At 38.2% G+C, this 14,218-nt stretch carries 13 protein-coding genes; all 13 read left to right on the plus strand.

Annotation, left to right across the window (positions count from 1 at the left end):
• Positions 1–311: 311 nt before the first annotated feature.
• The 13 genes from MD536_RS20775 to MD536_RS20825 all read left to right on the plus strand — a co-directional run bounded on the left by MD536_RS20775 (position 312) and on the right by MD536_RS20825 (position 13,700).
• Complete coding sequence (locus tag MD536_RS20775; RefSeq protein ID WP_239603726.1) at positions 312–911, plus strand: hypothetical protein; 600 nt, start codon at positions 312–314, stop codon at positions 909–911.
• Between the two features lie 921 nt (positions 912–1,832).
• Positions 1,833–2,795 (plus strand): hypothetical protein, encoded by a 963-nt coding sequence (locus tag MD536_RS20780; protein WP_239603727.1) that lies wholly within the window; start codon positions 1,833–1,835, stop codon positions 2,793–2,795.
• 265 nt (positions 2,796–3,060) lie between these two features.
• Positions 3,061–3,369 carry a nucleotidyltransferase family protein gene (locus tag MD536_RS22215; protein ID WP_369075818.1) on the plus strand — a complete coding sequence of 103 codons (309 nt, stop codon included), beginning with the start codon at positions 3,061–3,063 and terminating at the stop codon, positions 3,367–3,369.
• A 19-nt stretch (positions 3,370–3,388) separates the two neighbouring features.
• Complete coding sequence (locus tag MD536_RS22220; protein WP_369075819.1) at positions 3,389–3,691, plus strand: HepT-like ribonuclease domain-containing protein; 303 nt, start codon at positions 3,389–3,391, stop codon at positions 3,689–3,691.
• 225 nt (positions 3,692–3,916) lie between these two features.
• On the plus strand, positions 3,917–4,597 hold the full coding sequence (locus tag MD536_RS20785) for a hypothetical protein (RefSeq protein ID WP_239603728.1): 681 nt from the start codon (positions 3,917–3,919) through the stop codon (positions 4,595–4,597).
• Positions 4,598–5,473: 876 nt separating this feature from the next.
• Positions 5,474–6,712 carry a hypothetical protein gene (locus tag MD536_RS20790; protein WP_239603729.1) on the plus strand — a complete coding sequence of 413 codons (1,239 nt, stop codon included), beginning with the start codon at positions 5,474–5,476 and terminating at the stop codon, positions 6,710–6,712.
• A 1,253-nt stretch (positions 6,713–7,965) separates the two neighbouring features.
• Complete coding sequence (locus MD536_RS20795; RefSeq protein ID WP_187256046.1) at positions 7,966–8,859, plus strand: LysR family transcriptional regulator; 894 nt, start codon at positions 7,966–7,968, stop codon at positions 8,857–8,859.
• 78 nt (positions 8,860–8,937) lie between these two features.
• Positions 8,938–9,921: a YeiH family protein gene (locus MD536_RS20800; RefSeq protein ID WP_239603730.1), complete on the plus strand. Its 984-nt coding sequence runs from the start codon at positions 8,938–8,940 to the stop codon at positions 9,919–9,921.
• A gap of 97 nt (positions 9,922–10,018) precedes the next feature.
• Entirely contained in the window at positions 10,019–10,357 is a 339-nt protein-coding gene (locus MD536_RS20805) for a hypothetical protein (protein WP_187256044.1), read from the plus strand.
• A 10-nt stretch (positions 10,358–10,367) separates the two neighbouring features.
• Positions 10,368–11,363, plus strand: coding sequence for a c-type cytochrome (locus tag MD536_RS20810; RefSeq protein ID WP_187256043.1), 996 nt, complete (start codon positions 10,368–10,370; stop codon positions 11,361–11,363).
• Positions 11,364–11,465: 102 nt separating this feature from the next.
• Complete coding sequence (locus tag MD536_RS20815; protein ID WP_187256042.1) at positions 11,466–11,933, plus strand: DsrE family protein; 468 nt, start codon at positions 11,466–11,468, stop codon at positions 11,931–11,933.
• A gap of 101 nt (positions 11,934–12,034) precedes the next feature.
• Complete coding sequence (locus MD536_RS20820; RefSeq protein WP_187256041.1) at positions 12,035–12,946, plus strand: molybdate ABC transporter substrate-binding protein; 912 nt, start codon at positions 12,035–12,037, stop codon at positions 12,944–12,946.
• Positions 12,927–13,700, plus strand: coding sequence for a substrate-binding domain-containing protein (locus MD536_RS20825; protein ID WP_239603731.1), 774 nt, complete (start codon positions 12,927–12,929; stop codon positions 13,698–13,700). Before MD536_RS20820 ends, MD536_RS20825 begins: the two co-directional genes overlap by 20 nt.
• Positions 13,701–14,218: the final 518 nt, after the last annotated feature.

Consider the following 14,218-nt stretch of genomic DNA (forward strand, 5'->3'; position numbering starts at 1 on the left):
ATTGGCTGTAATTTTAGACATGGCGTTTAGATGTTTGGTTAACTATCAAAGTTACTGTAGCTATCCTGCTTGCAGAATAGACTACTACCGCTCTAAACGCCTACTTTATATAGCATAAGGGCTTGGCAATATGGCGGGGCGACGAATATCTAATCACCTTTTATTCTATATTCAGCATTAATTCCAACTAAAGAATAAAACTTAGCATTGCAATTATCAATAAACAATTATTTAAAAAATCAGCAACGGTTCGGCCCGACGGTTTTCAAATACCGCCCTATCGCCAAGCCGTGAACGTTATGTGCCACTATATGAAGACCCTAATTACCATAATTAATTTACTAGTCATAACTATTTCAGTCGCAGCACAAGGACAAATTTCATCCAGCTATACAGAAATCAAAAAGGCACAGTTTGATAGCTGCATTAATACAATATACCTCACAGCAAACACTAAAATTATAAAGAAGGAAGGCATTTTGACAATTCCTGTTTACGGAAATAATCCAAAAGTTTTCAAAGATGACTATTCGGACGATAACTTTCATGAATTTGAATACATAGGAGACATCAAGGAGACAAATCTTTCTCTTGTAAAGCATAATGGATACAATAAATCGGATTATTATATTGTCAATCGTTCGACAGGAATGATAGACACATTAATCGGAATACCTGTATTTGCAAAAAACATGAGAGACTTTGCCTGCATAAATAATCCGGGAACAGACGAAAAACAGCATTTACAAATTTGTGAATTAGCAAATGGCTCTGTTAAAATAAGAGCATTTATAAACGGAATGACCGACACCTTTTTTGAGGATATATTTTTTATAGATCGAAATTCAATTGCGACAAAGGACCATAAGGGAAACTACTGGAGATTAAATTTTAATATTAGTACCGAATAGCGGCACATAACATGTGCATTTGCAATAGCATGGCTGGACATTGTAACAATAAGCAACTAATCATTATTCAGCTTTAGTTTCGGCTTAAAGATCGCTAATGGTCATAAATTCCTAATATGAACATAAATTCTTTTATTTAGCATTTATACCACAATTAAAAATACTATTGCCATGCCATCGCAAATGCATCAACGTTGCACGCCACTTATCCTGGCCCTAAAGTGCAGCTACCCGGACGAAAATTCGGGCTGTTTAAATTTCAGTGCGACTAATGATTAACATACCGAGAGCTCAAGCATATCAGAAAGTAATCGTGACAATGAATAGCCAGGTGGTGTATCTGAATTGTGCATTGCACTATTGGTTTGAATCAATTCCTGTGGGCACGGTACCCCAGGTTCAGAGCAGCAAACAAAATAGTAAGGTGGGCAGCTTGCGACGCGACATTTTCTGTAGAATAGCAACACCACCTGCCGCGATTGTGGAATTCCGCTATCAGTGTAACACCGCAGCCCAATAATTTGAAGGGTTCAAAGTTGGGAACGTGGGGTGCTTAACTAAGTGCAGGATCCAGTGATTACGAATGCCACAGCCCTATTAGCAAGGCTCATAATGAAGCGGAAAATAGGGTACAAATAAAATGCTAAAGCAAAAGGTGTGCAGCAATCGCGACACGACAACCGGGTATTTAAATTAATCGTGTCCGGAACATCCGGAGGATAAGTACACCGAAAATCATTGCATCAGGATTAGTACGCGGCGTGCAACAATGGTATTGCTGTAAATGCGGGCGGGACGACCATAAAACTTGAAAGACCAAAACACCTTTTAACAAACTAAATAATCGGGCATGCTGCGGGGCCGCACTTCAGCAATACCCGGCCGTTGGCAGCAATATTTTTTGACACACCCTAATTACTCATGGCAATAGACAATGAAACTTTAGCCTATTTAAAGTACGACGGCGAGCTAACTAGTGAAGGCTACTTAGACATTAAAAAATCTGCTGACGTTCTCTATGGGTTTGACAAATCACTTCGATATTTTTTATATCAAGAAAACCATGCTATTCAAGACATTGACTTTGATATTCCTGTTAGAATTCGCAAAGGAAGTTGGGAAGCCTTAATTCCAGACAGTATTGAAAAATTAATAATTGCTGTATCAATTTTTGGAGCAGGTGCTTATGGTAAAAAAGCACTAGAAAAAATGGCGGAAAGAGATTTTGAGAAGTTTGGTTTTAAAGATTTATTCAAAAAGGCTTTCAAATCATTGATTTGGGTTATAAAAATTGCAAAGCATTTAGGTACAATGCATAAAAGAGACTTTAAAGAAGTCGAGTTCTCAAAAGATAACAAAACTGTCTTGATTAAAAATGATGAAGGTAAAAGTCTACAAGTTCCAATTGAATATTTGGAAAAATATGCAGACTGTCCTGAAAGTCTCTTTGGACAGATAACGAAAATAGTTGAAACCGAAAGAGAATTAGAAATTGGCGTCAATGATCCTAATGACCAGGATGAAAATAGGTTCGTAAGAATTACAATCCGAGAAAAGCAAATATTCTTTAAACAAGATGAAAATGACGACATACTTTTTCCTGAATTAAAAGATGGTGAGTATGTTGAAATTGAAGGACACGTTACAAGAGGAAATGAAAACTCAAATACAATTGGCTTTTTTTACAATGGACACGTTTTGACTTGCTATCCAGACAAAGGAAATGTTAATGAACATAAAATGAAAATATTTTCAAATTGTAGAATAAAAGGGTATGTTGACAGGACTTCAAAAGATGGGAAGCTAATTGAGAAGCGACCAAGAATTAGATTTGTTGAATTGCTCCTGCTTGACAAACCATTTCCAGACTTGTTTTCGAACTAATACTGCTGCCAACAAAAGTATTTGCAAAAGCAGGGCTGGACATTGTAACATCTACTATGTGAAGGCAACAGCAGCGGTTCGGGCTCGACGTTCAATGTTCAGCTTTAGTTCTTAACTTCAACAACATATTTTCAAATGGGCATTTGTACCGGGCTGGACAATCATTGATTTCCCTGCCTTCGCAAATACTCGAACGTTGCGCGTTATACCCGGACCCTATATTCGGAAACTCGAACTAATAGCAAAAATTGGTTAATTTAGCTATATGAAACTGCTGGACAATTATTCAAACTCTATTAAGCGACTTTGCGCGACACACAAGGTGAAGGAGTTATATGCGTTTGGTTCGGTCCTAAGAGAAGATTTTAATGAATCTAGCGACATTGATTTTATTGTCCATTTCGACGACATGGACTTGGCAAGTTATACGAATAACTATTTCAATTTTAAATTTTCGTTAGAGGACCTATTTAAAAGGCCCGTGGACTTAATTGAAGAGACCGCATTGAAGAACCCTTATTTTAAGAAGTCAATTTCAAATTCCAGAAAACTTGTTTATGGAAATTTAAATTAAAACCTGGCTATATGACATTTTGAATGCAATAAATGAAATCGATGGCTTTTTTGAAGAGGTTCCGAAAGATTTCGAAGCATATAAAAATGACACCCGGACACGACGAGCAGTAGAAAGGAATTTAGAAATTATCGGAGAAGCTACAAATAGGATCCTTCACAAAACAGACACAATTCATTTGTCCTATGCCCGACAAATAGTATCTACACGGAATAGAATAATTCACGGCTACGATCATGTATCAGATGAAATAATCTGGGGTATAGTAATACAATATTTACCAGTTCTTCAATCGGAAATAATTGAATTGTTAAATGAGTAGGGTACAACGCGCAACACGCAGTTTTCCACAATGCTGGCGGGACATCGGTACAATGAACAGCAGCTCCCTTCTGTACAACAGTTCAGGCAAAGTACAGATTCACCATTAGAACAGAAATTATAACATCAACAAATAATTGAACAGCGGTTCGGGCAGTAGTACTCCATTACCAGCACTGCGCAAAGCTGCCGAACGTAAGCTGCCATTTTAAGACCGACCAACTTCATGCAACTAACAGATAGAGCGACCAAATATCTCAGTGAGTTAAAACGCATAGACGAACTTCAACTAGATAAACAAGAAACTATTGATTATTGTCAAAGGCAGAACTTCCCGCTAACCGAAACACTTCTTAGCGTTCAGGTAAAATTTTCTGGCTACAAGTTGACAATCAGAAATGACAAAGGACATGGTTTTTTGCTTCGACTCTTCGCAAAGTATGACATAGAAGAAAATAGAGATATTGAGTTCTATTACTTTGGAGATAATTATGTCGTCGACTTTGGTGAGCATGACACAGCACCATTTCATTTCTACATAACTGACTTGGGTGAACTTTGTACTTTAGGACATCATGAGGATGATAAGCCAAATATTGTATGTTCATCAATTGAAAAATATATAGAACAATATGCTTTGCTGAATGAATTGGCTTTGCTGAAAAAAGACAGATACTATCATGAGGTTTTAAAAAGGGATGAGCTAATAAAGCTGTTGGAGTTAGATTTTGCTAGGATTAATGAATGTAGCGACAAATATTCACAATGGTTTACGAATGGTCTGTTGACAATTGATAAAGGAACTTGGTTAGACCGACCAGAATTCTATTTGCGTGTTTACGGACAAAACGAGAGTAGCATTACCGAGTTTGTAACCAGCTTGAAAAAAGACAATATAATTGCGTGACCAAAACGGCAGCTTACATTGGGTTTTATGCAAGTTGGGCTTGACATTGTAACATCAGCTAATTGCAAATCCCAGCTTCAGTTCCAGCAGACGAATATCTATCAGCTTTTGTACTTCATCAACATATTTTCAATCAGCAGCGGTTATCGGCAGACGGAATGCTATTTCCCAACCTGCATAAAGCCCTGATCGTTAGCTGCGATTACGGACCATTCAGATTTTCGAAGTCGTGAAATTTATTTTATATATACTTGTTTTGTTTCCCTCAATTCTTTCATTCGGACAAGACAATAAATCTAATTACTTGAATTTTGAAGTATTGTGTGCTGCAGGGACACAGACATCTTTAGAGATTGAATCATTTAAACATTTTAATGAGATAAAGAATTACATTTCAATTAGAGATAAATTGTTTTCAGATAATCTTATTGACCAAGTATTAAGTGTTATTTTATTAACCCATTATTCAGAAATCGGAGAAATTGTGTTGACTAATAAGGAGCGACAGAAAATAAAGATTATCTCTAAATCTAAATATCGCTTTCACCTCTGCTTTACCTGTTTGTCATCTGAAGACGGGACACTGAGGCAATTATTTTCTGGGCGAAGACAGTTTACATACGAATTAGTTAAAGGGATAATGTTGGACATTTTTCCACGCAGCTAACAGTGCAGTTTGGCGCTATTGGGGCGGACGGGATTAAAAATCGGCGGTAGAATAAAACCAGGCATCAGTTTCAGCGGATGAATAAATAGATCATTAGTAAGTTTATGGAATCAGAATATCAATAATCAGCTGTAGCAATAGGCGGATGGAATATCACTTCCCCACCATCGCCAAGCTGCCGCCGTTGTGTGCAAGCTTAAAACTCACGAATGCCAATAGTTTACTTAGATAGTAACATTTACAGACAGATAGGACTACGTTTTATCGACAATGTCGACTATCAAAATCTTTCTCAAATTTTAGCCAGCTCAGGCAATGAATTTGGTCTGCTTGAGATTGTTTATTCTGAACTAATGGATTATTATAAGAATGACATATTTGACTCCATACTTTCTGACCATGAAAAATTATATAAACGATATCAAGCAAACCCTTATTTGGATGATATAGCAATACCCGACACTACTATACCGATGAAAAAGGCGGTGGCGTTAGTTTCCAAAGACCTGAAAGAAAAGAAATTCTTTAGCCCTATTATTCCTGTTGACCCACAATTGTTATTAGATTTTCTTCTTCACAATAAAAGGCTAACAAAAAAAGACAACACCAGAGATTTTTTAATTTTTTATACTCTTTGCGAACTATGCAAACAGCATGAAGAGGATTACCTTGTCCTTATATCACAAGACGACATTTTTCAATCTAATGAATTCTTTAAGAAAATACTTATCAGAGAGAAGATAAATAATCTTAGAATATATCAATCCATTTCTGATTTCTTAAAAGACTTTGGTCCTAAGATTGAATTTATAACTCCCGAAATAATATTAGCCAACGTTGACCCTGCAATAATCGAAAAAGAACTACTAAATGACATCAAATGTTTTCCATCATATGTTAGTCAGTTTTATTATGAGAAAAAAGAGGACGAAGTTCCTGACATTGAAAAGTTGGAAATAAAGAATATCGCTGTTAATGATTTTTATGTTGTTAAGGATTATAAAACTGAGGAATTAAAATTAAATGTCACTCTAAAAGTTGATATAAATGCAATTTTCAAACCAGAAGCTAATAAAGAAGAACTAGACAAATATTTAAATTCTTTACCACCAAGACCATACTCAAGACATAAAAACAATTTCGACAAAGAAGGGCGTCCCATTTTTGACAATAATGTACTATTTATATTTGAAGGTAAAGTAGATGAGAAAGCTGGTAAAGTTGAACCACTTTCTTTTATTGACTTCATACCCGACTATTTTATAATTGAAGAAATTCAAGAGCAATTAGCGAAGAAACCCATTGTTGACGAGAGATTACAGTGTCAACACGACTTTGACACAGAAGGAGGCTATTGGAAAAATTCTCGTTATGGAGGCGGACTTTCATGGCATTATCGTTGCAGAAAATGCGGTTTAGAATATGACACTGGTGATTATTACGACTAAGAAAGCCAGCACACAACATTGGTATTGCCAATAGTGGGGCTGGACATTGGAGCAATCAGCAGTAGTAATTCTGTTGTACTTTGGTTCGGGGCTCGACGAACAAAGCCAAGCTTTAGTTCTTAATATTTAACTTTATCAAAAAGCCAGGCAGCGGTTCCGGCGGACGAATATAAAATTCCCCACCATCGGCAATACCTGCCCGTTGCGCGCTACCTATCGCAAACCCTATGTGCAACTCTCGCGACGTATTTTAAGCAGTTTAATATTCGGGACGACGCAAGAGCGGACAGGCTGCTTTTTAAAAGTAGCAATTCTGGACATTGTAAATAATAGTCAGGAGGGGTGTATAAAACCGAATAGAATGTATGAATCTGAACCAGTTTTCTCGGTACGGCATTCCAGATCCAGGTAGCAAGAAAAATAGCAAGGTGGGCAACTTTCGACGCGACGCTTTATCTGGTATTGTATCACAGCTATCCGCGACTGTGATACTCAGCTTTTGGTGAAGCACCGCTCTCAAAAAACACAAGAACCTAATAATATATAATGTGGGGTGTTTAATGAATAGCGTCATTTCCTCTATAAGGTCACCGTTCTCCAACAACGTAGATCTAAAAGAAAAGGTAAAGTGGAGTGATAGGCAAATAGAATATGCATAAAATATCAATCAACTACGACACGACGGACGGAGAATTAATAAATATCGGTCGGGACTTATAAGAATGAAAAGTCTATATAAGATATTGTTTTCGGGTGCATCGGCAGCGCGCAACAAGCAGTTTTGCGCAATGCTGGCGGGACATCGGTACAATGAACAGCAGTTCCTTTATGTACGGCAGTTCAGGCTATGTACAGATTCATCATCAGATCAGAAAATATAACAGTAACAAATAAATGAACAGCGGTTCAGGCAGAGTTGCTTCATTACCAGCACTGCGCAAAGCTGCCGAACGTTGTACGTCACCCTACTGGGACACATCATTCCAGTTTGACACGACTTAAAACTTTGCAATGCTGCCCTACGCAATTTTAGCACATGGCAAGGCACACAAAACCCGGACACAAATGCCAACCTTGCCAAGAGCTAAAAATGCCAACGCACTGCCCCACCCGCCGGGGCGACAACATGTTATCATCTGCACACGTAACACCATCACCCCAATTAAACTATACCTATTGCAACGGCCTTTATATGGAATCCCAAACGCAACTTTATGTAACTTCAACTTTTCTATCAAGCCTCAATAACATATATGTTCGATTTTAGATTACAGGTTTTTAACACCGTTGCCAAACGCCTCAGCTTTACTAAAGCTGCAGAAGAGTTATTTATCACCCAACCGGCAGTTACCAAACACATACAGGAAATTGAACATCATTTTAAAGTAAAATTGTTTGAACGCAATGGCACTAAAATAAAATTGACAACAGCAGGTCAAACTCTTTTGCAGCACACCAAACAGCTATTTGATGTGTACCGAAACCTTGAGTTTGAATTGAACACATTTACTCAGAAGTATTCCGGAAAGCTAAGTATTGGTGCAAGCACCACTGTAGCACAGTATGTGTTGCCGCCGGTACTCGCTGCTTTCTACAAAAAATTTAGCAATATAAAAGTTGTATTAAGTATTAACAACACAGGGCAAATTGAACAGGCTTTAGAAAACAAACAGATTGACTTAGGAATTATCGAAGGCCAATCAAAAAATAATTTGTTCAAATACACAGAATTTGTAAAAGATGAATTAGTCTTAGTTGCTAACATGAATCATCCAATAGCAAGAAAAGGAGTGATTAAACCCGATGAATTACTAAAAATTCCATTGCTGTTAAGAGAGCCAGGCTCTGGCACACTGGAAGTTATTGCACATGCGTTGAAACCATTTGGGATTAAAATTTCCCAATTGCAAAACGAAATGGAACTGGGCAGTACAGAAAGCATGAAGCTGTATTTATTAAATTCCAATGCTATGGCCTTTCTTTCCATACATGCAATTTTAAAGGAATTACAAAACAAGGAATGCTGTATTATTGATGTAAAAGGACTAAATATTGAACGCCATTTTTATTTTATCCAGCAGCATGGGCAGGCAGAGGCACTGCCAGACCTTTTCATGAAATTTGCCCGGCACTATAACTTCAGGTAATGATACATTATCAATAGCAATTTCTCTTCCGCATATAATCTAATGAGCTTTGTGTTTTCAAAAAACAAAGTAATCATTATGGAAGAAATAACTGCACTGCCAACTAAACAAAAACCTGCAAAAAAATTATTAGACCGTAGCATTACCACCAGGGAACTGATATTTTTACTTGCTCTTGTATTTTGTATATCGCCCCTCATTTCGCCGCCTGTTGCCTTGTTAATGGGTTTGGTAATAGCCCAGTTTATCGGTCATCCTTATTTACACCTTAATCATAAAGCTACTCATATTTTATTACAGGTATCTGTAGTGGGTTTAGGGTTTGGCATGAACGTAACTAGTGCAGTGAAAGCCGGTAAAGAAGGAATTATTTTTACCATTGTATCTATCATTGGCACATTGGTAATAGGTTTTTTATTGGGCAAGTTTTTAAAAATAGAAAAGAAAACTTCTTACCTCATAAGTGCCGGTACAGCAATATGCGGCGGTAGTGCAATAGCCGCTGTTTCTCCCGTTATTAAAGCACAGGAAAAGCAAATTTCAGTAGCCCTCGGTACCATCTTTATTTTAAATTCTATTGCATTATTTCTTTTTCCTGCAATAGGCTATGCAATCAATTTGTCACAAACGCAGTTTGGTTTGTGGAGTGCTATTGCCATACACGATACAAGCTCAGTGGTAGGGGCGGCAAGCAAATATGGCACACATGCCCTGGAAGTGGCAACTACCGTAAAGTTAGCAAGGGCACTATGGATAATCCCTGTTGCATTCTTGTCAACTTTCATCTTCAAGAATAAAGGAAGCAAAGTTAAAATCCCCTATTTCATTTGCTTGTTTGTTTTGGCAATGATTGTAAATACTTATGTGCCTTTTGTAAATCAATACAGCCACTACTTAACCGATTTTGCCAAAGCAGGTTTAACGGTAACATTATTTCTTATTGGTTGCGGGCTAAATAGGAAACTATTGTTAAGCGTAGGCTTCAGGCCGTTGATACAAGGGGTAATACTTTGGATACTTATATCTGCTGCTGCGTTGTGGGCAGTAACCTCTTTAGCCTAGCACTCTTATTACTTGTGGTTATGGCTCATTAATTTGTATGATTTCTCCCGGCTTCATTAACAACTGACCTTTACATCGTTAATCAAAAGCAAACAAAATGAAAAAAAATCAACTGGCAAACACAACTGAAAATACAGTTACTGCCAATGCGATACTAAATAAAAAAGCATGGATTAAAAGAGACATCGTTTTAAATGTAGGCTTCCAGGAAAGTATGATAAGAGGGTTCATCACCATCTTTATTCCCTGGCCCCTGCTCGCAATAAACCACAACCTGCTCATTTATGCTGCACCGGTAATGTTCTATTTGTTTGTAACAGCCTTAACGCATTTCTGCTTTATCCGCTATGCATGGCAGCATTGGATAAAACATATGAAAACGGCGGCCATTTGCAATTTTGCTACTGACCTGAACATCCCTGTTGAAGCCGTTTAAAATTATTGCTATGAAAGTACATTGGTTTCCCATAATGCTGTTTATTATCATTGCTATTGTTGTAGCGAATGAAAGTATTTCAGGCTATCAAAAAAGAAAAGAGGCAGACAAAGCCTTTGCAGCTTATATCGCTTCTGAACCGGTGGATACCGTATGGAGAGGATGGAATAAATATCAAATTCCTGTTTGGACAGATAATGGTAAGTTAATTTGGTATGGTCACGAACTTATATCCAACACTTCTTATTATTTGGGTACTAAAGGGATCGTTGCTCAAATTACCAATGGTATGAACTGCCAGAATTGTCACTTAGATGGGGGCACCATTCCTTTCGGAAATAATTTTGGTAAAGTGTATGCAACCTATCCGCAGTTTAGGGCAAGAAATAATGGTATGCAAAGTATTTACGACCGGGTTAACGATTGTTTTGAACGAAGCCTCAACGGAAAGAAAATGGACAGCACAACTAAAGAAATGCAGGCCATATATGCTTACATGAAATGGTTAGGTGATGATGTGCCAAAAGGTGTTGCCAGAGGTGGCACCAGTCTGATGAAACTAAAATATCTTGACAGAGCCGCCGACCCTGCTAAAGGTTTACAGGTATATACAGCCAACTGCCAGAGCTGCCATGGTGCCAATGGCGAAGGGCAACTGAACATGGATGGAACAGGCTATAGCTATCCGCCACTTTGGGGTAAACATAGTTACAACGATGGTGCAGGCTTGTACCGCCTCAGTAGTTTTGCCGGATTTGTAAAAAACAACATGCCATTCGGTACAGAATACCACAATCCAAAACTAACTGATGAAGAAGCCTGGGACGTAGCCGCATTTGTAAACAGTCAGCCACGGCCACATAAAGACCAAAGTGCAGACTGGAAAAATATTGTTAAAAAGCCTATTGATTTTCCTTTTGGCCCCTATATAGACAGTTTCAGTGAGCATCAACACAAGTATGGCCCTTTTAAACCAATAAGCGATGCACAAAAAACAAAAAAATAGTTTAGTTACCAGCGGCGATAGCTTAGGTTTAGCATCGTTGCGTCGCAATCAGTTCAACTGCTGTACTACTATTAAACTTTTTTAAACAATAAATATAAACGTATGAAACAATTATCAATTTTGGCACTAAGCCTTGTACTGCTCACAACAGCAATAACAGCACAAACAACCAGCAAAGCATTAGAAAGAAATGCTGCATTTACCGGAGCAACCACCACAAAAAAAATGTATCATGCCATTTACCAGTTAGATGTAAATGACCCTAAGATTATTGAGAAGGCCATCCGTAATATTAATAATGCACTAACCGACCCACGGCTGGCAGGTAAAATAGAAATTGAGCTAATTGCATTTGGCGGTGGCACGGATGCTTACATGAAAGGCAGCAAATATGAAGAAGACCTGAAAGCATTGATAGAAAAAGGAGTAATCGTATCTCAATGCAACAATACACTAAAAGAAAGAAAAATAAACCGTGACCAATTGTACAACTTTATTGCCATTGTGCCCAGCGGTAATGGTGAACTCATCATCAGGCAGGCAGAAGGCTGGAGTGTAATAAAACCATGATACATGTTTTATACTGCCGAATAGCACTACAACTGTACAAGTGTGCGACGCAACAACAGCCTAATAGTTGTACCTCAGCTTATTTCAAAAAAATAAAAAAAATGAAAAAAGTATCTATAACCATCTTAATGAGCTTTATTACCATGATTACAACGTATGCACAGGAACACCGCTTTGACCCACCCTGGAACATCCCACCACAAAGTGCCGTAATGTTTACCGTGCCAGGTGTAGATAATGTTCCGGATTTATTTGGCAATATTAACGACCCTCAATTAGTAGTATTCTTTGCAGGTAACCAGTTTATGTGCATTGATGATATAATTGCGGCTTTTAAAAAACAGTATCCGCAGTACCAACGCATTTTTGCAGAAACACTGCCGCCCGGTATTTTAGCAAATCAAATTGAAGGTGGAAGCATAACAATAGGGAACATGCGTATTACATTAAAGCCCGATGTTTATACAGCCGGTAAAACACGGATTTTGCAAATGACCAATTTGTTTACCGATACCGTTGCGTATGCCTATAACAAACTGGCCATTATGGTACACAAAGGCAATCCAAAAAATATCAGGAGCCTGAAAGATTTAGCAGGGAAAGATGTAAAAATAAGTATGCCCAACCCGGCCTGGGAAGGTATTGGCAGGCGTATAGAAGAGGCTTATGTAAAAGCTGGTGGTGAAAAACTAAAAAATACGATTATGGAAACAAAAGTAAAAGACAGCAGTACGTATTTAACTCAAATTCACCACCGACAATCCCCAATGCGTATTTTATACCAACAAAGCGATGCAGCACCTGTATGGTATAGTGAAGCATATTATCAGCAAATGATTAACCACCCGGTTGAGATGATTACTATACCCGATAAAGAAAACATCAGTGCAACTTATATGGCGGGTTTAATGAAAGCTGCACCACATCCGCAGGCTGCAAAAGATTTTATGCAATTTCTTATCAGTGAAACGGCTAAAAATATTTATCAAAAATATGGTTTTACAACCAATTAAAAAGTTGATGATGAAAAAAATACTATACACATGTATGGCAATACTCATAGTGCCTGCCATAGCAAATGCGCAAACAGATACTCTGTATGTATATGGACCCGGTGGTCCATTTGCACCCATTAATGAATGTGCCCAGCTATTTGGAAAAAAACACAACATTGTGGTAAAAGTTACTGCCGGGCCGGAGGCGAACTGGATAGGTGATGCGTTAAGCAATGCTGATATTATTTTTGGCGGGGCAGAATATATGCTTACTTCTTTTGCCCTGAAACATCCGGGAATGATTGACAGCAGCACAAGAACAGAACTTTACAAACGTGGGGCAGCCATTCTTGTACGGCCTGGCAATCCAAAGCACATAAAGAACCTTGCAGACCTTACTAAAAAAGGTATTCGCATTTTAGACGTAAATGGTGCTGGCCAGTTTGGCTTGTGGGAAGACCTTGCTGGAAAACAAAACCTGATTGAAGAAATTCAGAGAAACATAAAAACATCTTTTGAAAACACAGCATTGGGTATTTCCGCATGGAAAGCAGACACTACTTATGATGCCTGGATAACTTATGCTTCCTGGCATTACCGATTAAAAGATATAACGCAACTGGTAAAAATTCCAACGGCTATAAATGTTTATAGAGGTACACCAATCGCTATTACAAACAGGTCTGCTCACAAAGATTTATCGGAGCTATTTATAAATTTCATGCTTTCAAATGATGGACACATTATTTTTAAAAAGTGGGGATGGGAATAATAACTAAAATTGGTTGAATACATGAGTTTTAACGACAGATTCCCAACGCACCAAGGCAGGCACATTTGCAAGGCGCACAAAGCCGAGACACAAAAGCCAACCTTGCAAAAGAGCCTGCCTTGTTCCTATGCTTCTTCGGACACACCCTACTTCGGTTGACACAAACGTTATAATGACACACCCGACAGAAGGCGAACGTACAACATGGGGCTTTGTGCAATAGCGGGGCGACGAAACGCAGCATCAACTTTTTGTTCGCTATTGTGCGGCATATCCAGCTTGTCAGAACGCTGTTGGTCAGCAGTAGTAAACATCAACAAAAACAACTATTTTCATCTTCAGTTCGGGGCTTGACGGAACACGGAATACCGCTCCTGCACAAAGCCCTGTTCGTTAGCGGTAATTCAACGCCGGCTGTACACGTGTTATGGTGTCGGTGGTTGCCCTAACTTTTAAATCAAAAGGTCCTTTTAAGTTGGCCCGGAACAATTGCTTCAGCTTGCTAAGCCGGACAAAAT

The organism is Flavihumibacter cheonanensis (assembly GCF_022352215.1).
Classification (GTDB): domain Bacteria; phylum Bacteroidota; class Bacteroidia; order Chitinophagales; family Chitinophagaceae; genus Flavihumibacter; species Flavihumibacter cheonanensis.